This is a genomic window from Nitrosospira sp. Nl5, assembly GCF_900102495.1.
Classification (GTDB): domain Bacteria; phylum Pseudomonadota; class Gammaproteobacteria; order Burkholderiales; family Nitrosomonadaceae; genus Nitrosospira.
The window spans coordinates 1-25,089 of the sequence record NZ_FMVQ01000020.1 but is presented as its reverse complement, the minus strand read 5'-3'; the positions used below and the strand labels follow the sequence as shown (position 1 = coordinate 25,089).

Annotated in this window: 18 protein-coding genes; 9 read left to right on the top strand and 9 right to left on the bottom strand. The window is 52.7% G+C overall.

Annotated features, from left to right (window positions below; all coding sequences use genetic code 11):
* Window positions 1-223: 223 nt before the first annotated feature.
* The 4 genes from BLP45_RS13780 to BLP45_RS13765 all read right to left on the bottom strand — a co-directional run bounded on the left by BLP45_RS13780 (window position 224) and on the right by BLP45_RS13765 (window position 9,107).
* The gene (locus BLP45_RS13780) at window positions 224-1,828 is read right to left on the bottom strand and encodes a sensor domain-containing diguanylate cyclase (protein ID WP_090373074.1); all 1,605 of its coding nucleotides are present in this window, start codon (window positions 1,826-1,828) and stop codon (window positions 224-226) included.
* A 229-nt stretch (window positions 1,829-2,057) separates the two neighbouring features.
* Window positions 2,058-5,519, bottom strand: a complete 3,462-nt coding sequence (gene mfd, locus BLP45_RS13775) for a transcription-repair coupling factor (protein ID WP_090373067.1) — start codon at window positions 5,517-5,519, stop codon at window positions 2,058-2,060.
* A 258-nt stretch (window positions 5,520-5,777) separates the two neighbouring features.
* Window positions 5,778-7,565, bottom strand: a complete 1,788-nt coding sequence (recJ, locus tag BLP45_RS13770; RefSeq protein WP_090373066.1) for a single-stranded-DNA-specific exonuclease RecJ — start codon at window positions 7,563-7,565, stop codon at window positions 5,778-5,780.
* Window positions 7,566-7,775: 210 nt separating this feature from the next.
* On the bottom strand, window positions 7,776-9,107 hold the full coding sequence (locus BLP45_RS13765; protein ID WP_371128761.1) for a DUF1207 domain-containing protein: 1,332 nt from the start codon (window positions 9,105-9,107) through the stop codon (window positions 7,776-7,778).
* A gap of 571 nt (window positions 9,108-9,678) precedes the next feature.
* Between BLP45_RS13765 and BLP45_RS13760 the strand changes: the two genes are divergently transcribed.
* Together BLP45_RS13760 and BLP45_RS13755 are read left to right on the top strand one after the other, a co-directional pair.
* Entirely contained in the window at window positions 9,679-10,011 is a 333-nt protein-coding gene (locus BLP45_RS13760; RefSeq protein WP_090373065.1) for a DMT family transporter, read from the top strand.
* Between the two features lie 642 nt (window positions 10,012-10,653).
* The gene (locus tag BLP45_RS13755; protein WP_143002451.1) at window positions 10,654-11,424 is read left to right on the top strand and encodes a PEP-CTERM sorting domain-containing protein; all 771 of its coding nucleotides are present in this window, start codon (window positions 10,654-10,656) and stop codon (window positions 11,422-11,424) included.
* Window positions 11,425-11,553: 129 nt separating this feature from the next.
* On the opposite strand, the gene BLP45_RS13750 is transcribed toward BLP45_RS13755, so the two are convergent.
* Together BLP45_RS13750 and queF are read right to left on the bottom strand one after the other, a co-directional pair.
* The gene (locus BLP45_RS13750; RefSeq protein ID WP_090373063.1) at window positions 11,554-13,038 is read right to left on the bottom strand and encodes a transglycosylase SLT domain-containing protein; all 1,485 of its coding nucleotides are present in this window, start codon (window positions 13,036-13,038) and stop codon (window positions 11,554-11,556) included.
* Window positions 13,039-13,131: 93 nt separating this feature from the next.
* Window positions 13,132-13,551: a preQ(1) synthase gene (gene queF / locus BLP45_RS13745; RefSeq protein WP_090373062.1), complete on the bottom strand. Its 420-nt coding sequence runs from the start codon at window positions 13,549-13,551 to the stop codon at window positions 13,132-13,134.
* A 122-nt stretch (window positions 13,552-13,673) separates the two neighbouring features.
* On the opposite strand from queF, the gene smc reads away from it, so the two are divergent.
* Genes smc through def form a run of 7 tightly spaced genes read left to right on the top strand, consistent with a single transcriptional unit; the run spans window position 13,674 to window position 23,308 of the window.
* The gene (gene smc, locus BLP45_RS13740) at window positions 13,674-17,225 is read left to right on the top strand and encodes a chromosome segregation protein SMC (RefSeq protein ID WP_090373061.1); all 3,552 of its coding nucleotides are present in this window, start codon (window positions 13,674-13,676) and stop codon (window positions 17,223-17,225) included.
* Between the two features lie 14 nt (window positions 17,226-17,239).
* Window positions 17,240-18,403 carry a cell division protein ZipA C-terminal FtsZ-binding domain-containing protein gene (locus BLP45_RS13735; protein WP_371128760.1) on the top strand — a complete coding sequence of 388 codons (1,164 nt, stop codon included), beginning with the start codon at window positions 17,240-17,242 and terminating at the stop codon, window positions 18,401-18,403.
* Complete coding sequence (ligA, locus tag BLP45_RS13730; RefSeq protein ID WP_090373059.1) at window positions 18,404-20,491, top strand: NAD-dependent DNA ligase LigA; 2,088 nt, start codon at window positions 18,404-18,406, stop codon at window positions 20,489-20,491.
* Window positions 20,492-20,504: 13 nt separating this feature from the next.
* Window positions 20,505-21,404, top strand: coding sequence for a UTP--glucose-1-phosphate uridylyltransferase GalU (galU, locus tag BLP45_RS13725; RefSeq protein ID WP_090373058.1), 900 nt, complete (start codon window positions 20,505-20,507; stop codon window positions 21,402-21,404).
* A gap of 48 nt (window positions 21,405-21,452) precedes the next feature.
* Window positions 21,453-21,998 carry a hypoxanthine-guanine phosphoribosyltransferase gene (locus BLP45_RS13720; protein WP_090373057.1) on the top strand — a complete coding sequence of 182 codons (546 nt, stop codon included), beginning with the start codon at window positions 21,453-21,455 and terminating at the stop codon, window positions 21,996-21,998.
* Between the two features lie 40 nt (window positions 21,999-22,038).
* Window positions 22,039-22,785 carry an S-methyl-5'-thioinosine phosphorylase gene (locus BLP45_RS13715; RefSeq protein WP_090373056.1) on the top strand — a complete coding sequence of 249 codons (747 nt, stop codon included), beginning with the start codon at window positions 22,039-22,041 and terminating at the stop codon, window positions 22,783-22,785.
* A complete protein-coding gene (gene def, locus BLP45_RS13710; protein ID WP_090373055.1) occupies window positions 22,775-23,308 on the top strand; it encodes a peptide deformylase in 534 nt (177 codons plus the stop codon). Before BLP45_RS13715 ends, def begins: the two co-directional genes overlap by 11 nt.
* Window positions 23,309-23,416: 108 nt before the next feature.
* Here the strand turns inward: def and BLP45_RS13705 are convergent, their stop codons facing one another.
* The 3 genes from BLP45_RS13705 to BLP45_RS13695 all read right to left on the bottom strand — a co-directional run.
* Window positions 23,417-23,917, bottom strand: coding sequence for a shikimate kinase (locus tag BLP45_RS13705; protein WP_256327845.1), 501 nt, complete (start codon window positions 23,915-23,917; stop codon window positions 23,417-23,419).
* A 402-nt stretch (window positions 23,918-24,319) separates the two neighbouring features.
* Complete coding sequence (locus BLP45_RS14690; RefSeq protein WP_176754766.1) at window positions 24,320-24,475, bottom strand: hypothetical protein; 156 nt, start codon at window positions 24,473-24,475, stop codon at window positions 24,320-24,322.
* 267 nt (window positions 24,476-24,742) lie between these two features.
* Window positions 24,743-25,089: hypothetical protein (locus tag BLP45_RS13695; protein WP_143002449.1), on the bottom strand; the 347-nt coding region annotated here is incomplete at its 5' end.

Sequence of the window (25,089 nt, the reverse complement as noted above, 5' to 3'; positions counted from 1 at the left end):
AAATCATCAAAAACGGTTCTCTTCATCCAGTCGCTTTTTGCTTCGATGCCCGGCGGGGCTGCTAGTGGTGTGCTTCGCAATTAATTGAACCTAAAAACGCGGCATTTCGCGTCATGCGTCGTTGCAAAGCCTCGCGATAGATTTGACTATCGCTGTGGCTTGCGCCTGGCCTGACACAAGAATCCATCGCTTTTATTAGTCCAACCAATTGCGAAGTACACCCCTAATATGCGGGGTGCGCCCGATTGCGGCCGTCATGTTTCGCCTGGTATAGCGCATTGTCGGCACGGGCGAATACTGCTGTTGGCGTCGTATCGTCGGGCTGACACTGCACAATACCGATACTCACCGTTACCGTAATTGTCGAACCGTTGGTGCTGTAACGCATATTTTCCACCTGGGATCGGATGCGCTCAGCCGTTTTCAACGCCGCTTTCGTCGAGGTTTCCACCAAAATGATAATAAACTCGTCGCCACCGTAGCGCGCCGCATAGTCGATACTGCGAATTGACTGAACGAGTATTCGGCCCACGGCCGCCAGAACTTCATCACCTGTGATGTGGCCATAGCTGTCATTAAGCGTTTTAAAGTGATCAATATCCATCATCAGCAATGTAAATTCCCGTTGTGTGCGTTTGAATCGCGCGAGCTGATCACGCAAAATCGCATCAAGTTTGCTTCGATTGTACAGGCCGGTAAGGCTATCGGTGACGGAGAGCATTTCCAGGACTTCGTTTTGTTGCTGCATGGCTTGATTGGTAGCCATAATTTCGGCGCGACTGTGACGCAGCTTGTCTACCATCTGGTTGAATACCAAAGTGAGATGACCAAGTTCGTCATTCCGCGTTGCGGCCAGCCGCACCTCAAGATCGCCGCCAGCAATGCGATCTGCTGCGCCGATCAGCCCCTGCAAGGGGTTAACAATCGAACGGCCCATTTGAAAAGCTACCGCGGCCACCCCCACCAATAACGCCCCAACCAGCGCCAGAAACATATTGCGCAATTCTACCCAGGTAGCGTAGACCTCGGCGCGGTCCCGTTCCGCCACGATAGTGACCGGCAGTTCCGCCGATACGTTGGCCATGCCGATAACCTCCCCATGCGTCATTCCCTTGAAGACCACGGACTCGCCCGGCTGTGCCTGCAGACGTTGCAACACCGATAAATCTAATTGCATCAATTTGTTCCCATCAGTCTGACTGCTCACAAGAATTCTGCCATCCGGGTCCAGCAGGAGTACCTCCCCCGATGGCGATTTTGTCGCGCTTTTCAGATGAGGTTGCAACGTGCTCAAGTCAAGCACGGCCACCAGTGCTCCCATTATGAGATTATCGTAGGAAAGTACCGGAACCGCGATAGCAAGTGTCGCGGTGGCATATTGCTCGTCCCAGCGGGGGGGTAAGATGACGAGGCCTTCCGTGAGCGAATCCAGCGGCCATTCATCTGGGAGTGTAACCCTAGTGGGGGTTTGCGCACTGCTGGCTACAACTTGCCCGGCGGCGTTCACTACGGTCATTTCCAATATAGCACCAAGTCTCTCCTGCACTGAACGCAGATAATGTGCCAAGGCCTGCGGATTTTTACCGGCTGAACTTGCTCGCGGCCGGGCGACTGCCGATAACCCGTCTATGATTGCGCTGGAGGTGGATGACACCCGTACCTCGTGAACACGCTTGTCGATCCAGAGTTCTATTTCTCGGCTTGCATAACTCGTCAAGGCGCGGAGCTCACGTGTTACATTATCGCCGATCTGCGCCTCATTCTGCCGGAATGACAGCATCCCCAGCCCCAGTGACGGGATGAGCGTGGCCGCAATTGCAAAGACCATGATTTTGCTCTTAATACTCTTCAGCCATGCCATCTGGATCGATTTTCCAAATAAAAACGACACAAATTATCGGACACGTCATGCCCGCCGAATCCTAGATTATTATCCTGGAAGTGGCGGTTGAACGTGGAATTCTTTACTGAAAGCAGGAATCGCCGAGATCTTTATACGAGTATATTACAACTGCGCTGCGCCAACTCGCGAGTCCGGGTCCATCTTACTGGATTTTCTATCCGGTCAATTCGATGAGCAATTTTTTTATTCGCGCTACGCGTTCCGCCACGCTCGCAATTCGAACCTGTATTTTCAATCGGTCAGGGCCAGAAAGCGTATATTCTCGATTGCGCTGAATGAGCGCGACGATGTTCGCAGCGTTCACCGGCGGGTTGGGGATAAATTGTAACTGGATGTAGTCGGTGCTGGCCTCTATGCGAGTAATGCCCAGAGGTTTGGCGGCAATGCGCAGGCGATGGCAGTCCAGCAATGTTCTGACGGAATCCGGCAAGAGGCCAAAGCGGTCTATCAACTCGCCCTGCATGTCGTCCAATTGGTCGTCGCTTGTGCAATTGGCCATGCGCTTGTACAGTACCAGGCGCTCATGCACGTCGTTGCAGTAGTTGTCCGGCAGGAGAGCAGGTGTATGCAGGTTAATTTCGGTGGCAACTCCCAAAGGATGCTGTAAATCGGGCTCCCTGCCTTCTTTCAATGATTGAACGGCGGCATCCAGCATGGACGTGTAGAGACTGAAGCCGATTTCCTGCATCTCGCCACTTTGAGATTCGCCCAGCACTTCGCCGGCGCCGCGGATTTCCAGATCCTGCATGGCAAGGTAAAAGCCGGCGCCTAATTCCTCCATTGCCTGGATGGCTTCGAGACGCTTTCTGGCTTGCGTGCCAAGCGCTTCTTCCTCCGGCACCAATAGGTACGCATATGCCTGATGGTGCGAACGGCCCACTCGTCCACGCAACTGATGCAATTGGGCCAGGCCGAATCTGTCCGCGCGGTTGATGATGATGGTATTGGCGGTGGGAACATCAATACCGGTCTCGATGATCGTAGTGCAAAGCAGCAGGTTAAAACGCTGCTGATAAAAATCCTTCATCACGTGTTCCAATTCGCGTTCGCGCATTTGTCCATGGGCAACGTATATGCGCGCTTCCGGTAACAACCGGGCGAGCTTGTCATGCATTGGCTGAATTGTGCCCACTTCGTTGTGCAGAAAATATATCTGCCCGCCACGCTTTAATTCGCGCAAACATGCCTCGCGTATGATTCCCTCGGAAAAGCGGCTGACGAAAGTTTTGATCGCAAGCCGCCGTTGCGGGGCCGTCGCGATGACAGAGAAGTCGCGCAAACCTTCCAGCGACATGGCAAGCGTGCGGGGAATGGGTGTCGCGGTAAGCGTCAGTACATCCACCTCTGAGCGTAAATTCTTCAACTGTTCCTTCTGGCGCACGCCGAAACGATGCTCCTCGTCAATAATGACCAGGCCCAGACTTTTGAATTTCACACCTTTCTGAATCAGTTTATGGGTGCCGATGACGATGTCGACTTGCCCATTGGTCAAACCGGCCAGGGCCTGGGTTTGCTCCTTGACTGAACGGAAGCGTGACAGCTCCGCTATTTTTATTGGCCACTCGTCTGCGATCAGACTGAAGCGATCGGAAAAATTCTGGAAATGCTGCTCCGCCAATAGCGTCGTAGGCACGAGTACCGCCACCTGTTTACCATCCGCAACGGCGACGAAGGCTGCGCGTAACGCCACCTCGGTCTTGCCGAAACCCACATCGCCGCAGATCAATCGGTCCATCGGCTTACCAGAGGTCAGATCCTCGATGACAGCGCCGATAGCCGCGGCCTGATCTGGCGTTTCCTCGAAGCCGAAACCTTCGACGAATGCTTCATAATCATGCTCCCTGAAGCCAAAGGCATGGCCCACGCGGGCGGTACGTTGAGCATAAAGATTGAGCAACTCCGCAGCGGTATCGCGTACTTGCTGCATTGCTTTGCGTTTGGCTTTGTCCCACTGCCCGCTGCCGAGTTTATGCAGGGGCGCCGCTTCGGGCGCTGCTCCGCTATATCGACCAATAAGATGCAGTTGCGAGACCGGTACGTAAAGTTTGTCTCCGCCATCGTACTCAAGCGACAAAAACTCTGTTGGGCCTTCGCCCAAGTCCATGCTTACCAGCCCCAGGTAACGGCCGATACCGTGTTGTTCATGCACCACCGGATCACCGGATTTGATTTCGGACAGATCACGCAGCATCGCGTCGCCCACCGCTGTCGCTTTGCGCGAATCGCGTTCACGGCGGCCATGCAGGTGCCTGGCATAAAGCTCGCTCTCGGTGATGAAGGCAATTCCTTCGCCGGAAATTATAAAGCCGTTGTGCAGCGGCGCTACGCCAAGCATGAAAGGGCTGGCGCTCGCAAGAAATTGCGCGTAGTCGGCGCAAATATCGGGATAGAGTCGGTATTGCTTCAGGTGGTCTGCAATCAGTTCTCGTCTGCCCAGGCTTTCTGCCAGCAGTAATGTCCTTCCGCCAGGCGGCTCGAATTCCGCGGTAAATTTCCCAATAAACGTGGAGAGTTTTTCTGCTGGATGATCAGCGCGGCGATCAATCTGAAGCGGGGGCAGCGCACGGGTCATATCCTGCAGCATGGAATCCAGATTTCTCGTTCCGGATTGAATTTCGACGCGCGCATAAGGCTTTAATGCGCCGAAAAAGGCGTCTGTCGTAACGAACAATTCTCCCGGGGGCAGCAACGGCCAATCCTGGTCGCCGCGGAGCAACTGGTAGCGTGATTGCGTTTCGCGCCAGAAATTTTCTACCGCCGGGTAGATATCGTGGTGCAGGCATAGCAGCATTGTCTGCGGTAAATAGTCGAACAACGTTGCGGTATTCTCAAAAAACAGCGGCAGGTAATATTCGATGCCTGCAGGGGTGGCGCCTTTGCTTATGTCTTTGTAAATGCGACTTCTCGAAGGGTCTCCCTCGAATTTCTCACGGAAATTCCCTCGAAAACGCGTGCGGCCTTCTTCATCAAAAGGAAATTCCCGCGCCGGTAATAACCGTATTTCGTTGACGGGATAGACGCTTCTCTGCGTATCCACGTCAAAAGTGCGGATGGTTTCAATCTCGTTATCCAGCAAATCGATGCGATAAGGCAGCGGACTGCCCATGGGATACAGGTCGACCAAGCCGCCGCGCAGACTGTATTCCCCCGGCGACAGGACCTGGGTCACGTGCGCGTAACCCGCCAAGGTCATCTGGCTGCGTAATGCATGCAGATCGAGTGTATCTCCACGTTTAAGAAAAAACGTATGCGCGGCAAGATATTCGCGCGGAGGCATGCGGTATAGTGCGGTGGTGACAGGCACAATCAATATATCGCAGGTGCCGTTCATGAGCTGGTAAAGTGTGGCGAGCCGCTCGGAAACCAAGTCCTGGTGGGGTGAGAAGGTGTCATAAGGCAGCGTCTCCCAATCCGGGAGAAGATGGATTTTTAGCCCGGTTGCGAAAAAAGGGATTTCCTCCAGCAGTCTTTGGGCGGCCAGTGCGCTCGCAGTAATAATCGTGACAGGTCTCGCTTTCTGCGCCAGCTCCGCAAGAGCGAGAGCGTCGCCAGAGCCGTCAAGATGGGGATAGCGAACTGTTGAGCCGGGTGGCGGGATAGTCAGCTTAAATGGCATCGGAGTGATACTTGATCGATGGAGCAGCAAACAAGAGTACAGTCAGCATTAAAGACGGCATTATATGTCAGTTATTACGTCGCATTCCTGCATCACCAGGGCATGCGGAGTGGCTGACTGCTCGCAAGACGATAGCAACTGCTACGATACCTCGGTGATTGAAGGTTCCCTGCGCAAAACAAGGTAGTGCCGGATCTAGGTCAGAGGCTGGCGGGGGAAAGAGCCGGATACGCGTTCCTCGTTACAGGAAGCCGGCGGTCAGGCCTCGCACGGAAGCCAATGATCCAGAATAAATTGCAAGGAGGAGTTGCCGTTGAACTCATTTACCTGCAACCGGTAAACTGCATCAATCGTTTTCGGAAGCGGAACATTATGGAAGAACAATATGGCGTCATAAAGGCGGCCAGATTTCTTCGATGTCTGCTCCGCGATTTGTGTTCCCTGTTTCCTCAGTTTTAATTTGAGGTGCTTGTCCCCGGCCGGGCGCTGATCCTCCACCTGAAAACGAGCACTGAACGTGGGCTGGGAAAAACCTTGGCCCCAGACCTGTTCCGCAAGAAGCCGCGCCAGCTCCAGGTTTATTTCGGATTCATCCAGATCACCGTCGGTTTCGAGGATATGCATAAGATCAGCGGGGGTAAGCAGCATCTGCGCGGCTTGCTCGAACGCATCGCTGAATTTTTTGAAATCGCTTGCGCGCACGGTCAGCCCCGCCGCGGCGGCGTGACCACCGAATTTGAGCAAGAGGCCGGGGTGGCGCTTTGACACCAGATCCAATGAATCCCGCAAGTGGAGTCCTGGAATGGATCTCCCCGAACCTTTTATCTCACCATTGCCGCCAGGCGCAAACGCGATGACGGGACGGCGAAATTTATCTTTCATGCGCGATGCGAGGATTCCGATCACGCCTTGATGCCACCCGGGATCGTATAGACTCAAGCTATGCGTATGCACAATTTCTGGAGTGGATATCTGCGACGGGTCCGTCGAATGGTGCGTGGAAAGGGCAGCCTCCAGCATAACCAGTGCGCTGTCCTGCATATTCGCTTCGATTTCTCTACGCTGGCGGTTAAGCGCATCGAGTTGCACGGCAATTTGACCGGCGCGGGATTCGTCGTCCGTAATCAGACATTCAATCCCCAATGCCATGTCGTCGAGCCGTCCCGCCGCATTCAATCTCGGCCCCAGCATAAACCCCAGTTCGTAGGCGGACCCCTGCCGGAAATCACGCCGCGCAACGTGCAGCAAAGCATGAATACCTGCGCAGCCACGTCCGTTGCGGATGCGTCGCAAGCCTTGCTGCACCAGAATGCGATTGTTGTCATCGAGTTTTACGACATCGGCGACGGTGCCCAGGGCGACTAAATCAAGCAGACTGGCAAGATTGGGCTCCTTTTGAGGAGGGGAAAATGTCCCTTTGGCGCGCAACTCCGCCCGCAGCGCCAGCATCAGATAAAACATTACGCCTACCCCGGCAAGATGCTTACTGGGAAACGTACAGCCGGGCTGGTTGGGATTCACAATAACAGCGGCATCGGGTAGTTTGTCTCCCGGGAGGTGATGATCGGTAATAAATACCTGCATGCCGAGCCGGTTGGCTTCGGCGACGCCTTCCACGCTGGCGATGCCATTATCCACCGTGATGAGTATGTCGGGGGGGGTTGCGGCAGAAGCGGCAAGCCGCACGATTTCCGGCGTAAGGCCATAACCGTACTCGAAGCGCTTGGGAACAAGATAATCCACGATCGCACCGAACCTTCTCAGTGCACGTATGCCAACGGCGCAAGCGGTGGCGCCGTCTGAATCATAATCGGCTACGATCAGTAATCGCTTTCGTGCAAGGATTGCGTCCGCCAGATGCGCCGCCATGATGGAAACATTCTTCAGGCGCTCAAATGGAATCAGCCGAGATAATTCCGCTTCGAGTTGAGCAGGTTCTTCAATACCGCGTGCGGCGTAGACGCGAGCCAGCACCGGATGGAAGCCGTGTCGAACCAGAGTATCGAAAACACGTGGCGAATAATCGCGGACGGTAATGTTGGGCATGCGCTAAACATTGAAACCTGTTGGTTTGCAAGTATAACGTCTGCCGTCAATATTAACTCGTTCTCTTGCTTGCTTGGCAGCAGCAAGCTTGAAGAATTCCTGGTCGCCGCCGATCAGTGGAATGCTCAACTATTAGAACAACTACTGGCCCCAAACCTATCTTTGCTCAGTCATTTTTCGCTTCGATTCTTTTAAGTCGCGGACCGGTTGCTAGAAATGGTAATGTGCCCCGACCCCGATATATTCGACCCTCTCCCGATAAAATTGGCCAGTAGGCGAGTTGCCGTGAAAATATTCCCCCAGAAACTGAAGCTTCCGCCCAAATGCTGAAAAATTATCGAATTGAAATCCCGCCCTGGCGGATACATCGGCATTCCAGTTATTCTGTTGATGATTCTTGATATCCACTGCCAGAATCGGTCTCATTGCTGCAAATTCGATACGCCAGGGGCTTCTGAACTCGATACCATATTGTATTAACCAAGGCTTGATTGTCGATGGCTGCTTGTGAAAAATGCCGCCCCCTCCACCATATACGCGTATTCCATACGGAAGCTCATAAGAAAGTCTGAGATCGGCTCCCTCGTAACTGAGATTGACACGCTCCAATGTCGTTCGCAGCAGAAACTCATCACCAAGGTGCGAGCTTTGGTGGAAGACTCGGCCGAAAGCGGAGAATCGGCCCGCGCGAACGCTTGAGTAAACCGATGCAATAAAATCCGTGTTGATGAGATCATTGGAGCGTGCATCAAGATTGAAGTCGCTGAATACGCCGGCTTGAAGACCTGTTTCCCATTGCATCCCGGACTGCCCAAGATTGCCCCGGTAAAACGGTATCGTCTCACCGAAACTGACAGCCCCGTTGTTATTTCCATCTATATTCTCTCCGATATAATTGCGATAAGCGGCTGAGAAATGCGCCCACCGCGGATCGGCCAGTAGCGGTTTAAACAGGTGACCTGTAGGAAGAATGCCTGTGGGAAGTACCGGAGAGCGGGCTGTCGGCCAGCTTTCAGTTGTGCCTGGTTCATCGGGTGCTGAAGAGGCGGCCAAGATCTGCTGATTGGTGTTTTCCAGCGCAACCACCGCGGTAACGCCGGGAATCTCTGACAATATCTGCAAAATTCGCGTTCGATCCTGCGCTGCCAAATCGCCTACCGGTACTGTGATGACGCCGTCTCGCACAGTCAGGGAAGGGAGATCAAGCTTAAAATCGCGCTTGAGGACTCCTGCGGCATAGCCTGCAATATAGGAATCGTTGGGTATCGCGGCATTGATGGCGGGGGTATAAAATAAAGCGACCGTGATGATTGCCAGGAGCCGCGCTGCATTCGTCATTTTTTTTCCGGATAATCTGAATAACCAAGCTAGCGCGCGTAGATTCCCCCCCGGTATTTTTTGCAGCATGATCGATTCCGGGCTACCCATCTGCATCATTCTCCCTGGATGGCTATCGTTTAACCCAGACGTGGATACCAAGCCGGCGATCGATAGAATCTCTTTCCCAGGAACCATCTGTTCGCGGTTACTTATTGTTTTCACGGTTTTTCCCTCAGTTATTAATCGATTGGGTAGGAGACATTTTTCATAGGATAAAACCTTTTTAATCGCCCCGGTAAAAACTTTACCGCTCGCTCGCCTCCTGGTCCTAATGCCTGCCTCATTATCCTGATCGTGAGAAAATTCATGAAGTGAGAAGTGGCTGCTGGATATAAACATTGAGAATAGGGAATCCTTTTTAATTCTAGGGACCGGATCCCAAGTCCAAGTGGAAACAAAAAAACTACAGAAAAGATGGAATCTGGTCAGTACGCTGCCACACATAGTTACCAACGTCATCAATAATTGATATCGTTGGCTTCATCCTCCGATTCATCTGGCTGCTTACATCCATTACACGGGTGAAAGAGCTGCCTTTTAAGAGACCATTTGATCGTTCTTATTGCTTAGGGTGTCTGATTTACTTGCAAATTTCCGGTGTATCGCAGAAACTGGCGCCATAAAATCAACGCTATGTCGTGTATCTTGATACATACAAATCTAGACGTCATCCATTCAACAATATTGGTTTTATAAGCATTTTATTTGGCGGCAACCTGCCAGGAACCCGGCAATGAATCAGTGGCTTTTCCTTTCTGTCGCTATCATCAGCGAGGTTGTGGCGACCTCGGCCTTGAAGGCAAGTGACGGTTTTACCCAGCTATGGCCGTCACTAGTGGTAATAGCGGGTTATATCATGGCTTTCTTCTTTTTATCCCTGACATTGCGCACTATGCCGGTGGGCGTTGCGTACGCTATCTGGTCCGGTGTCGGTATTGTGCTCGTTACGCTTATTGCCTGGTACATTTTTGGGCAGTCGCTCGATATCCCCGCGGTCATTGGACTGACGCTTATTGTAACGGGCGTGGTTGTCTTGCAAGTATTTTCCAAGTCGTCCACACATTAGCCCACCCGCCACCGGACTTTTGGCTCGAAACCCCGATCAAATCCTTTGTCCAGGCGATTGCTGATTACCAAAGCGGCAGGATGAGACACCTATCATGAACGCGAAGCGGATTCGTTGGGTTTTTCCTGATCTTTTGTCGTAACTTCCACAACTCATCGCATTTTTCGGCCAAATTAGAACACTATTGGCCTTAATTCCTTCCCGCCGATCACCTTCTCCAGCCCGACGGCTGCCAAGGTGTACCAAGGTCCAATTGTCCCCGCTGCTGAAGTTGATACGATGCGAACACTGCTCAATGCAAGGTAATTAGCGAGCTTAAAGATTTTCCTGGCAGCTGCAAGGGATCATATTACCGTGATTTTGAATACCTGCATGATTGACGCCATTCACGGAACGTGCAGGGAAAAGTGATCTGTTTCAATAATTCTGAGTCGCATGGGCAAGACGTTTGATGTGGATCGGGATACATACACGATGAATACCAGAGAATTCTTTTTACGCTTAGCGATACTTCCAATACTTTTGTTCCCGGCAGGCGTCTACGCTGTTCCGATATTGCACCTTAATGCAACAGGTCCAGCGAGTGGCATCCATTTCCCCAGATATAATGATGTCGGCATTAACGGCCAAGAAGCTGACGAAATGCTCGCTCCTGCGAACCGTTTATGGAGTGGGGACGTTGGCGGGGATAATCTGCTGAGCGGCAATCATTCCGATGGATTCGGCTTGCCTTATGGTTTCGGTTCGTTCTTTGCGGCGCAATTACTGGGTTCGAAACTGGCGAGCCTTGCACTCCTGGATATCTTCACCGCCGATGTTACCCGGGGAAGTGGCGATAGCGAATCAAGCGGCGATGCGGACGAGATTGCAGACTTTCTGGCTACATTAGGCATTGCGATGGAAGATTGGCTGATAACAGAAGAAAATCCACATGCAAATAGCCAATCTGACCAACTAATTCCGGGGCCTTTTGTCCCTGCGATAACCCGGCACGGTCTGGGGGAATGCCTGCAACAACAAAGGCCCGGCTCGCGGGAAAACCTTTGTCCTCAGGGGGGTGGTTTAGCCGGTACTGGTGGCAGGGGTGGTGCCGGTACTGCCGCCGGTATTGGTGGCGGAAGCTTGGGCTTCGGTAGCCCCGGTAATGGGGTCAATCCTGGTATCGGCGGTATCGGTGGCAGTGGTAGCGGGGGTACCGGATCCGGTACCGGCAGTTCCGGGCCCGGTACCGGGAGTAATGGTCCCGATACCGGCAACGGTGGTCCCGATATCGGTGGTAATGGTCCCGGTACCGGGACCGGTGGTGGTGGAGGCGACGGTGGTAATGTTGTAACGGTGCCTGAACCGACGACGCTCGCTCTTATCGGCTTTGGAATTGCGGGCATGTGTACGGTTCGCAGACGCAGAAATTAAATTAGCCCAGACGTTGATGTGCGCATTCTGCAGAATGCGTGAGAGTATTTGAATTCCAATCAAGGAGCGAGAAATCTCTTTGCTCATGATTTTCGATTGCAGCGACGTCCTTTGGAAGCGACGGTAATATCACATTCGCTTCTTCGCCGGAATAGCGTGTTGTTCCGAAGACGTTAAGGGAAGTTTTTCAAATGAGGTATGTTTGAGTATGAGTTTCTGGCCGATAAGGAGCCGTTCAACGCCACCATTCCATGACTTAATCTGTGCTACGGTAACACCGTGACGCCTGGCGATGCCGGATAGCGCGTCGCCTTTCTTAACGGCATAGACGACATTGCGTTCGAGCATTCTTGGTTCAACGGGCTTGTCGTTCATAACGGAAATATCCGCACCGTCAGCGTGTCCGTTATGAGGTACCAGCAAAATCTGCCCTGGCGTTATCCTGTTGCGTCCGTGAATATCGTTGATTTCCCTCATGCGCTGCACGCTGATGCCGTACCGTGCTGAAATTTTTTCAGCTGTCTCCCCTTTTTTTGCCCGATAGGCGTGCCAGGACACGAGCGGCTTATCGTAATTTTTCAGATTCGCCGTAAAGGTCTCTACCTTATCGGCCGGGAACAGCAGGATACGGGACCCGCTGACATTGATGACTGGCCGATTATAGGCGGGATTGAGAGCATTAAACTCGTCCACGGAAATATCCGCGAGCTTCGCTGCCAGCTTTACATCGATATGGCGGGTCGTGGCGACCTTGTCAAAATAAGGCTGATTGGGCACCGGCTCAAGCTCAACCCCGAAAGCTGCCGGATTCGTGATGATATTTTTTATCGCGATTAATTTGGGAACATAATTTTGGGTTTCAGGCGGCAGGCTGATATTGCGAAAATCCGCCGGTAAGCCGTTGTTACGGTTTTTTATGAGTGAGCGCCCCACTGCTCCCTCGCCCCAGTTATATGAGGCCAGCGCTAATTCCCAATCGCCAAACATGCTGTAGAGGTTTTGTAAATAGTCCAGCGCGGCGCTGGTGGCAGCGACAATGTCCCTCCTGTCATCATGCCACCAGTTCTGTTTTAAGCCGTAGTTCTTGCCGGTAGAGGGGATGAATTGCCAAATACCGGAAGCATGGCTACGGGAGTAGGCCTTGGGATTGAATGCACTTTCAATAATAGGCAGTAGCGCGATTTCAGCGGGCATGCGGCGGCGCTCGACTTCTTCGACGATATGAAACAGGTAGCGTTTGCTGCGCTCAATAATGCGTTTTACATACTCCGGGCGATTGACGTAAAAGTCCTCACCGTTGCGCACCTCCTCGCTATCCATTTCAGCCATGGCGAAGCCATTGCGTATGCGTTCCCAAAGATCGGCTGGAGCGGCGGATATGGCAACAGCGGAACTGCCGGTTTCTTCGGGAGTCGTGACGGTTTCGCTTTCCATGTCGCGAATAATATCGAATATTTCACGTGCTCCCTCCCGCATGGGTATGGGTTGAAGAATTGCTACATGTGTGAGTTGAAAAATCGGCTGATGAGGAGGCTCAGCCGCACTGGCCGTGAAACTGCCGGTTGTCAGCATCAGGCTGATTGTCAGGATGGCTGTGGATCGTGATATTTGCATACTTCTGATTGGAGATGAGATGAAAGAAATAATGCGAGCGAACAGGTTTCCGGATTAAGACAATCTACGAAATGCTGTACCGGCATGGCAAAGTCAGCCGTGCATTGTAGACTGGTCCTCAAATCTTCCCAGTTCCACTGCCGGTAAGGGTTTCCATCCCGATTTGCGGTGCTCAGCAACAATATTTGTGAAAATTCCGCCGCGTACGAAAAATTTGGCGGTGAGGCGCAGATATCTCGGCTTCAAGATGCTGACCAGGTCATCGACAATGCGATTGGTAACGGCCTCATGGAAGGCCGCTTCGTTACGATAAGACCAGATATAGAGCTTGAGGCTCTTAAGCTCGACGCATTTCTTGTCCGGAATGTAGTCGAGGATCAAGGTCGCGAAATCCGGTTGCCCAGTTTTTGGACACAGGCAGGTAAATTCGGGGATTTGCATGTGAATCTGATAATCCCGCCCCGGTGCGGGATTGGGGAAGGTTTCCAGGTTTTTCGTGGGACTACTTGGCATTCTCTTATCTCGCTCAAATCGGTTAGAATGTTTTGCTCAAGTCTAATCTTTCGCTCATCTTCAGAAATGACTTAAGGTAATCTCTTCGGGCTGCACAATTATAACTGGTTGCGAACGATAAATTGCGTCTCTCCCACATCAAACTCGCCGGTTTCAAATCCTTTGTCGACCCCACCGAAATTCCTGTGCCGGGGGATTTGGTCGCAGTCGTAGGTCCCAACGGTTGCGGTAAATCCAATGTGATCGATGCTGTACGCTGGGTCTTGGGCGAATCCCGGGCGTCCGCGTTACGTGGCGAGTCCATGCAGGACGTGATTTTCAATGGTTCCGCCAATCGTAAGGCAGTGGGACGCGCAAGTGTCGAGCTGATGTTTGATAATGAGCTCGGCAAGGCGGCGGGGCAGTGGTCGAGCTATGCCCAAATTTGCATCAAGCGGGTATTGCGGAGGGATGGCGAATCGACTTATCACATCAATAACATTCATGTCCGCCGACGGGACGTCGCTGATATTTTTCTTGGGACCGGAATAGGGGGTCGTGGCTACGCCATCATCGAGCAAGGGATGATCTCCCGCATCATTGAGGCCAAGCCGGAAGAATTGCGTGTATTTCTGGAGGAAGCCGCGGGGATTTCCAAATACCGCGAGCGCCGCCGCGAGACCGAATCGCGTCTGGCCGATACGCGCGAAAACCTTTTGCGGGTAAACGACATTTGCCAGGAACTGGAAAAGCAGCTACTGCGGCTGGAAGAACAGGCCGAGGCGGCCCGCCGGTTCAAGAATATGAAAATCCAGCTGCACATGGCGCAGAATCTTTTGTGGTGGGCTCGCAAACAGGAGGCTACCGCGCAACGTATTCTTGCGGAAAAAGAGTTCCAGTCGCTGGAGACGGCTCTGGAAGCTGAAACTGCCAGGCTGCGGGACGCGGAAAAACGCCTGGAAGAAAAGCGTACTCAGCATTATGCCGTCGGCGATAGCCTGCACCAGGCGCAGGGTGAGCTTTACGCCGCCAACGGTGAAGTGGCGCATGTCGAACAGCAAATACAGCACCTGCGCGAGAGCCGCCAGCGTGTGGCGCAACAAATCATGATGGTGAGAAACCAGCTCGAACACTACGAAAAGCAGTTGGAAGATACTGCTGGCAACTTGAACCGCTGGCGCGGAGAACTCGAACGCGCAAAATCGGCCCGCGAGGCCGGCAAGCAAAAGGCCAAAACCGAGAATGAGAAATTACCGCTGGCGGACTCCGCTTTGCGTTTATGCCAGGAAAGATTAGCTGAAACACAGCGCAGTTTGCTGCTGCTTGAGCAGGCGGGGCAACTGGAAGAAAGCCACCGGGCTTATGCCGAAAAAATCTTTCAGCAACTTGAATCGCGTCGCATACGGTTACTCGGGGAACGGAGCGCCTTAATCCCGCCAAATATTGAAACGTTATCCCGCTTGCATCGAGAGACGGAAAGTACCGCGGCTGACCTGAAACAGAAGCAGGAAGTGCTTGCACAAACTGAAAGCCTGCGGTTGAATGCGGAGGAGGTCAAACGCGAGTTCGCATGTAAAGTGCAGCCGCTGGAGCAGCAGATTATTCAGGCGGAAGCTCGACTCGACGCCCTGCAGCGCTTGCAGCATCGGCTCGAAGGTAGCCAGGGATTGAGTGCGTGGCTTGCCAAGTATCAATTGGAAGCGTTACCACGTCTATGGCAAAGCATTCAGGTTGAAAAGGGATGGGAAGACGCGCTTGAAGCGGTGCTGCGCGAACGTCTGAACAGCGCCCAGCTTGAGCAGCTGGAAACCACGCGCGACTGGGAGGATGATTTGCCCCCCGGAAAATGGGCATTGTTTGAGCCTGGGGGACAATCAGCACGGAGCGAGCCAGTGACGGATATGCCGGATATGCCTCGGGACAAGGAAGGCTGGACGCCGCTATCTCAATATCTGGTTTGTGATAATGCAGGAATAAAAGCCGTGCTGGATGAATGGTTAAGCGGTGTATTTGTGGTCGAGGGCGTGCGGGACGGGCTCTTGCAACGAACGAAACTTTCTTCCCGCGAAGTGCTGGTAACGCGTGAAGGCCATATTCTTACGCACCACAGCCTGACTTATTATGCGCCTGATTCACAATTGCATGGGACGCTGGCACGGCAACGAGAGATAGTCCAGATTAAAATCGAAGCGGACGCATTGCGGGTCAGTCTGTCTGTTGAGAAATTCGCGCTGGAGACAGCGGAAGAAACCTGTCACGAACTGGAATCATCTTTATCTCGCTTGCGTTACGATACCGGGCAGCTCCAGCAACAGCACCATGACGCGCAAATGCAGGTGTTGAAGCTCACGCAATTAGGCGAGCGTGCTAGCCAGCGACACAGTCAGATTGACAATGAGCTGGCGGAAATTGGGCAGCAGGCGGCGGCGGAAACTTCCAGAAAGCAGGACGCCGAAACAAAATTGGCGGAATACGGGATTGAGATCGGGATTCTGCAGGAACAGGTGCAAAAGGAAAAGCTGGCCGCCGCGGCAGCGGAACAGTTTCTCCATACACAGCGTCAGCTTGCGCAGAACGCGGCGAGGGAAATGCAGGAAGCGGAGTTTTCGGAGAAAACCTGTCAGAATAAAATTGCCGAGCTGGAGAATTCTGTCCATATCATCGGCGAGAATATCGTTGCGCTCAGAACCAGCCTGGATAAATTCCAGACTGAGCAAGGAAGCTTTGATGAAGCGCGGTTGAACAGCCTCCTTCAGGAATGGCTGACGCTTCGTGAACATAGGGAACAGGAACTGGCAGCGATACGCCACGCCCTGGAAGATGCGGCCAATGATTTGCGCCGCATAGAGCACGAGCGCATGACTTCCGAGCAGAAGTTGCATCCGTTGCGAGAATCCATTAACCATGCGCGTCTCAAGGAGCAGGAGGCGCGAATTACCGAGAACCAATTCGACGAGCAATTAAAAGAGGCGGGAGCCGACGAGGAGGAATTAATACGATCTCATGGGAAAAAGCGGCCTTCCGCATTGCAGGTGGAGATTAATCGTCTCAACACCGAAATTGCCGCCCTAGGGGCGGTGAACCTTGTTGCGCTGGAGGAGTTGCAATCTTCTCAGACGCGCAAGGCTTATCTTGACTTACAATCGCAGGACTTGAAGGAAGCGGTTGAAACCCTGGAAAATGCAATTCGACGGATAGACCGTGAAACCCGTGAACGTCTGCTGGAGACCGTCGATAAGGTAAACGCTCACCTGGCTGAGGTATTTCCTACTATATTCGGCGGCGGGCAAGCAAAGCTGATATTAAGGGGCGAAGAAATTCTTGATTCAGGCATCCAGATTTTTGCGCAGCCGCCGGGTAAGAAGAACAGCTCTATCCATTTGCTCTCCGGCGGTGAAAAAGCCTTGACAGCGCTGGCCCTCGTGTTTTCACTGTTCCAGCTTAATCCGGCGCCATTTTGCCTGCTGGATGAGGTGGATGCCCCTCTCGATGACAGCAATACCGAGCGTTTCTGCAATCTGGTGAAGCAGATGTCGCGCCATACTCAGTTTGTATTCATCAGCCACAATAAAATCACCATGGAAATGGCACAGCAATTGATAGGTGTCACCATGCAGGAACAGGGTGTCTCACGCGTGGTCGCAGTAGAAATCGAAGAAGCTGTCAGACTGAGCGATGCTGCGATGGTGACCTGACTGACATGGAGAATATGAGCGAGTTGCAAATTAGCCTGATCGCCATTGGTCTTATTGTGGTTATGGGTGTCGTTTTCTTTAACTGGATCCAGCAATGGCGCTTCCGGCGTGGCGCGGAGGAAGCATTTGGGCGCAAGCATGAAGATGTGCTGTTGAGAACAGACACATCTGTCGTGGAAGGTGGGCGGGTCGAGCCACAACTCGGCAAAGAAGTACTGCAGGACTTTCAGGTGGAGCCGCAGGTGGAACCAGCTGAGGCGATGGAAATCGTTCAGTCAGATCTGGATTCACCCACCTTCGATGCCATGCCGCCCGCGCCGGCCACATCGGTTGAGCAGGCGTCAAACGTGAGCGAGGGCGTTATAGACGCGGTAGACTATGTGGTTAGCATTAATGGTGAGACGCTAATCGCGGATTCGCATCTGACAGAGGTATTGCAGCGGAAATTCGACTTCAACAAACCGGTGCGATGGCTAGGGCAAAGAGATGCCGCCGCATTCTGGGAAGAAATTACAATGGAGACCAGCGGTAAGGGCGGCTATGTTAACGTGAAGGGCTGTCTGCAGCTTGCTGATCGTGCCGGCCCCCTGAGCGAAGTCACCTTGTCGGAATTTCGCGACATGATGCAAAATTTTGCCGCAAATGTGAATGCAGCCGCAGATTGCCCGGATGTCCGGGAAGCATACGCGAGGGCATTATCGATCGATCAGTTTTGTGCGAAGGTGGACGTCATGATAGGCATCAACATTATCAGCAAGGACGCTAGCCCGTTTACCGGCGCCAAGATCCGTGTTTTGGCGGAGACGTCGGGCTTCAAATTGGGGCCCGAAGGCGCGTTTCATTACCGTGATGAAAGCAATGCTGTTTTATTTTCCCTCAATAACCATGAACCACCCCCGTTTCTTTCCGATAGCATACGAACGCTCACCACACATGGTATAACCTTTCTGCTTGATGTTCCCAGAGTCGCAAACGGGGAACAAGTTTTTGATCAAATGATGCATCTCGCCGGAATTTTTTCCGACGCCCTAGGTGGTATTATGGTGGATGATAATCGTGTTCTCCTAAGTGATAGCGGCATCGGCAAAATCAAACAGCAATTAATCGCCATTCAATCTGTGATGCTGGCCCGCAATATACCCGCAGGCGGCGAGATTGCGTTGCGGCTGTTTGCATGAATGCGCATTGCGGATGACATCTGGCACCGCGTGCGGAAATTGCGCGAGGCGATCGAACAGCATAATTACAACTATTACGCACTGGATGCACCAACTATTCCGGATGCCGAGTACGACAAGCTGTTCCAAGAATTGCAGGAACTTGAGCAACATTATCCTCAGCTCATTACGCCTGATTCTCCTACCCAGCGTATAGGCGCCGCCCCGCTCAAAGCATTTTCACAAATTGTTCATCGTATGCCAATGCTCTCCCTCGGAAACGCATTCAAGGCAGCTGAGGTGGACGCATTCGACCGGAGGGTTCGCCAGACGCTGGGGGTGGACAGCGTGGAATATGCGGTGGAGCCCAAATTTGATGGTCTTGCCGTTAGTCTCTGTTATGAAGGAGGCATATTCATCACGGGCGCAACGCGTGGTGACGGCTATATCGGCGAGGACGTCACGTTGAATTTGCGTACCATTAGATCGATTCCCTTACAGTTGCAAGCCGATGGTTATAGCGCACGGAGCCCCGTCTTTATGGAGGTGCGAGGCGAAGTGCTGATGCTGAAAGCGGACTTTGAGAAGCTTAACCGGCAACAGCGGGAGAAAAACGAAAAGGAGTTCATCAATCCGCGCAATGCCGCAGCCGGTTCGCTGCGGCAGCTTGATCCCGGCAATACCGCTACCCGCAGGCTTACGTTCCTCGCGTACGGCATCGGCGCTTGTGAGGGTGGAAATGTGCCGCGTGATAAGCATAGCCGCGTGATGGATTATCTTGCATCGCTACGTTTTCCGGTGGCACGCGAGCGCAATGTGGTGAGCGGTGCAACAGCACTGCTGGAATATCACCGCGAGATAGAGGAATTGCGTGAACGCTTGCCTTACGACATAGATGGCACCGTGTATAAGGTCAATGATCTGGCGCAGCAGGAGAAGCTCGGATTTGTTTCCCGCGCTCCCCGATTTGCCGTGGCACACAAATTTCCAGCGCAGGAAGCTGTAACCGAATTGCTGGGAATCGATGTGCAGGTGGGAAGAACCGGCACATTGACTCCGGTTGCGCGGCTGAAACCAGTATTCGTGGGCGGGGTTACGGTGACGAATGCGACACTGCACAACGAAGATGAAATCAGGCGCAAGGACGTAATGATCGGGGACACCGTGGCAGTGCGACGGGCGGGTGACGTGATTCCCGAAGTGGTGGCTGTACAGAAGGAGAAACGGCCGCCGCACGCCAAGTTCTTCATCATGCCTGAGCATTGTCCGGTGTGTGGGGCCAAAGCAGTGCGCTTGCCCGGCGAGGCGGTGACACGCTGTACTGGCGGGCTTTTCTGTCCGGCGCAGCGGAAGCAGGCAATCCTGCATTTTGCCTCGCGCCGTGCGATGAATATCGATGGCGTGGGACATAAACTGGTGGAACAACTGGTGGATAATGCCATTATCAGAACACCTGCGGACCTGTACAAGCTTGGCATCACCGCGCTTGCCACCCTGGGAAGAATGGCGGAAAAATCCGCAGGTAACGTCATAGGTGCTATCCAGAAAAGCAAAAACACCACGCTGGCACGCTTCATTTATGCGCTAGGTATCCGCAACGTGGGCGAGACGACTGCCAAAGATCTGGCGCGGTATTTTGGCGCACTTGATCGATTGATGGAGGCGGATGCAGAAGACTTGCAGCAGGTGCCCGATATCGGCCCGGTAGTAGCCCAGAGTATCGCCAGCTTTTTTGCCGAGGGACATAATCGCGAAGTCATCGAGCAATTGCGTGCTGGTGGAGTGCGATGGGAAGAGGGCGCAGGCACGCAGCAGGCAAAAGCCGACTCAAGTGCCGGTCTCAGTAGGCTCAGTGGTAAAACTTTTGTGCTGACAGGAACCTTGATGAATCTGACCCGGGAAGACGCCAGGGAGAAGATTGAAGCCCTGGGAGGAAAAGTGGCGGGAAGCGTTTCAAAAAGGACGGACTACGTGGTGGCCGGCACTGATGCCGGTAGCAAATATCACAGGGCCGTTGAACTGGGGATAGCCATCCTTGATGAGGCAGGACTGTTACAATTATTGCAAGATTCGCAAGGTGGTTTACACTCCACTTCCCGGAATCTTTAAACAGAGTGTGCTTATGCCAAAGATAACCAAAGCTGTTTTTCCCGTCGCAGGGATGGGTACCCGTTTTCTGCCCGCTACCAAGGCCAGCCCCAAGGAAATGATGCCTATCGTGGATAAGCCGCTGATCCAGTATGCCGTGGAAGAAGCTATCGCAGCGGGCATCACTGAAATGATTTTCATTACGGGGCGCAACAAGCGCGCCATCGAAGACCATTTTGATAAGGCTTACGAAATGGAAAGGGAGTTGGAGGCACGCGGTAAGAACGATATCCTTGAAATGTTGCGAAGTATTCTGCCAAAAAACATTCCCTGTATCTATATCCGGCAGTCTGAAGCGTTGGGCCTGGGTCACGCCGTATTATGCGCACGTCCAGCGGTAGGCAATGAACCGTTCGCGGTGCTTCTGGCGGACGATTTGCTGGCAGGCGATGAGCCGATCATGCAGCAGATGACGAAGGTATATGAACAAAACGGCTGTTCGATACTGGCAGTACAGAATGTCGAGCCGGCGGAGACGGTAAATTACGGCATTGTAAAATGCGGACCGGGAATGAATGGGCTGCATCCCATCACAGGCATGGTGGAAAAACCCGAGCCCAAAAATGCGCCATCGACCCTGGGAGTGGTAGGCCGCTACATTCTTACCCCGAAAATTTTTGAGCATCTGGAGAATGTCAAGCCGGGTGCGGGCGGAGAAATTCAATTGACCGACGGCATCGCCTCGCTGTTGCAGGAAGAGCGGGCGCTCGCTTACGAATTTTCTGGAACCCGGTACGATTGTGGAACCAAGATAGGCTATCTCAAGGCGACTATCGCGCTGGCGCTTGGACATCCTGAAGTGGGTCAGGAATTTGCCGACTACCTCGGTGCTCAAGGTTATCGGACTCCGTCAAGATTATCGCGCTCTTCCTGATTAGCCATTCATTGGGTTTCCTCTGTGACTATTGCCTGAATTTTATTGATGCTTTCGTCCGAAGAGGCAAAGAGAATACTCGGCACAGCAGAGCAGATATTCTCTCCTGCCGCCGTATCACACACCGTCAAACGCATGGCGGTGGATATTACGACGGAGCTATCCGACCAGTATCCCCTGGTACTAAGCGTAATGGGCGGGGCCGTGGTATTTACAGGACAGTTGCTCCCGCTACTCGAATTTCCGCTTAATTTCGATTATCTCCACGTCAGCCGCTACAATAATGAAATCCGGGGTGGCAAAATTAATTGGAAGGTCGCGCCTCATGAAGACGTCAGGGACAGGGTGGTCCTGGTGCTGGATGATGTTCTTGACGAGGGGATTACGCTTGCGGCAATTCGGGACTGGGTCGTGAAACAAGGTGCGGCCGCCTTTTACAGTGCGGTTTTTGCCGAAAAGGATATCGGCAGGCCGAAGCCGATTAGCGCGAATTTTGTTGGCGTCGTGTTACCGGATCGCTATGCGTTTGGTTTCGGGATGGATATACACGGCGCATGGCGTAATTTACCGGCGATTTACGCAGTGAAAGATTAAGCCTGTATTTTCTCTATACCCAATTTTTTGACTGAATAATATGCTTGCAATCATCGGCGGCACCGGTATGACGCAGCTCGCATGCCTTGAAATATCGCATCGGCAACTTATGAGAACGCCCTACGGAGAGCCATCTGGTCCGCTGACTTTTGGCAAAATCAATGACAATGAAGTTGTGTTCCTTGCGCGCCACGGATACGGCCATACTATTCCGCCACATACGGTAAATTATCGCGCCAACTTGTGGGCCCTGCAGTCACTGGACCCTACACGGGTCATATCGGTCGCGTCCGTGGGTGGGATTCGTGCCGATTTCACCCCCGGCATGATTGCTATTCCTGACCAGATCATTGATTACACCCATGGCCGCAAGTATACTTATTACGAAGGCATAGACAGTCCGGTTACCCATACTGATTTTACAGAACCATATTGCCAGATAACGCGAAAATGCCTGCTGGAAGCGGCAAAACAGGTGGGTGAGAACGTCATAAACGGCGGTGTCTATGGCGCGACGCAGGGGCCGCGCCTGGAAACCGCAGCGGAGATCAACCGGCTGGAGCGGGACGGCACAGACATGGTGGGGATGACCGGTATGCCGGAAGCGGCACTGGCTAAAGAATTGGGCCTATGCTACGCCGCCGTCGCGGTAGTGGCAAACTACGCAGCTGGTCGTGAAACAAGCGCTCATGCCATCCACCTGGAAGATGCCCATGCTGTACTGGAAAAAGCGATGGTTAGAGTGAGGAATATTCTCGAACGTGTGGTACAGCTAAATGGCGATTAGGCCGGTATTGAAAATGGGCGATCCCCGCTTGCTGGAATTGGCCCAGAAGGTGAAGAAATTCGGTACGCCCGAGCTCGACACCTTGATTCAGGATATGCATGAAACGATGGAAGCGCTGGACGGTGCCGGCCTGGCCGCCCCCCAGATAGGAGCCGGCCTTCAGGTTGTGATATTCGGTGTGAAACGCAATCCACGTTATCCCGATGCGGAGGAGGTGCCTTATACGGTGCTGGTGAATCCGGAGCTAACTCCTCTTACACAGGAAACGGAGCAGGACTGGGAGGGTTGTCTCAGCGTTCCGGGCATGCGTGGCATGGTGCCGCGTTTTGCCAAGCTGCGTTATCGGGGTTCGGATCAGTACGGTAGACCTATAGATCGTACCGTGGAAGGGTTTCATTCCCGCGTGGTCCAACACGAGTGCGATCACTTGCAAGGAATTCTCTACCCTATGCGGATCACGGATTTCCGTACTTTCGGTTTTACCGACGTGCTGTTTCCAGGTCAGGCGCCAATGGACGAGTAAGGGGGAAAGTGTGCCTAAATACCTCTAAACCTCTAAATTTGGCCTCATCCGCGCACTTTTCCGCTTTGGTTCCTTAAACCTGAATCCGGCAGGCTGCCGGACAGCTTTTCATTTTATTCTCAAATCAGAGCAAACCAATTGTTGAGCTAACAATTGTGCTAAATAACGTGCGCTCCGTTTCCCGCTCTCGACCACAATATGCGCCGTTTCAAGATAAAGTGGATCACGCTGATTATAGAGCTCAGTCAGTTTTCTGCGCGGATCCGAGGTTTGAAGCAATGGACGGTTTTTGTCCTGCCGGGTGCGCCGCCATAAATCATCAACTGTTGCGCGGAGATATACCACGGTGCCACTGTGCTTCAATAGCTTACGGTTCTCGGTGCTTATCACTGCGCCGCCTCCCGTGGCAAGTACGATATTTTTGCTTTTCACAAGTTCCAATAACATTTCTGTTTCACGCTTGCGAAAACCTGCTTCTCCTTCAATTTCAAAAATTACCGGTATGCTGACCCCGGTCCGTTTTTGAATTTCGCGATCCGAGTCTAAAAATGTTTTATTCAGAAAGTTGGCGAGAAGTTTGCCGATAGTCGTTTTCCCCGCGCCCATCATGCCCACCAGGAAAATGCTACCGCTGCTTACCTCCCTTGCGTCATTTGTGGCGTCATTTAACGCCACTGTTACATTAGTGGAATTCATGCGCGTAATTGTAGCGGAAATGCCATCACGCGCGTATATACAAAATCGTGCTGGTTACTCGTACCGCCAGTATCTTTTGATCTACCCTCTCCCCTCCCGTCAGGCCATTGCTAGCGTCCAGTCCCGGTGACTGGGGGTGCTTTGCTGAACTCGTCCTTGTTTAATCTACCGTCCCGATCAATGTCCAGGGCTTCAAAAGTTTCAGATGGCATTTTCTGCGCCGCGGCTTCCTCGGTGCTTATGTAGTCATCCTTATCGGTGTCATATAATTCCCAAGGAGGTGCTATTGCTTGTGACTTGGATTCCGTAGGGGTTTCAGCATGAACCGGATACGAAATCCCGAAAATTTGCGCGGTTGATATGAGAACTAATTGCACCGTTTTGTTTTTCAATATTGAGACGCAGTTCACGATGTTTTCCTTTTCTTGTTGCTATGCTCCAGAAAGAATTTGTTCCGGTTTTACCAGGCATTTTTTCCTTTCCACTTCAGTTTTTCCTTCTCGCGGTTTCGCTTTGTTCTCTGCCCTGCTAATGAGCATATGGATCGGAATCACTTAATTCATTAAAAGATAGATGATTATTAAAACAGTTGCGGGTACGCCTAAAATCCAAGCTAGAAAATATTTACCCATGATAATCTCCCGGAGAAAAGTCTGAAAGACAAATATATTCCTGGAATCATTCTTCATTTTCCTGACGCGTTTGTTTAAATGCCAATTTTCGTTTCGGATAGCGGCGTCATGAAGGCGGCTTGCGTGACCGCAGACGATGCGACCGCAATAAATACCCCATGGAGGGTAGCACTTGCCGCATGATTAACGCCTTGGTCTTGCTGCCCAGCACGCCCGCCGTGAGAGCGATACCGCCTTTCGCCGCTTTGCTCAATGACCCGCGCGGCACCACTGCCAACGCGGCCACCAATCCGATGGCGATCGAGTAGGGATGGCGCGTTAAAAACCTAAACGTATGACTGCGCGGGAACGGATGGGCATGGGCATGGGCATCATGGGCAACATCGGCATCATGATCCTCATCCGCATGCCCGAAGCGGGATCGATAAGCACTGCGGCTGGCATGCATCCGTT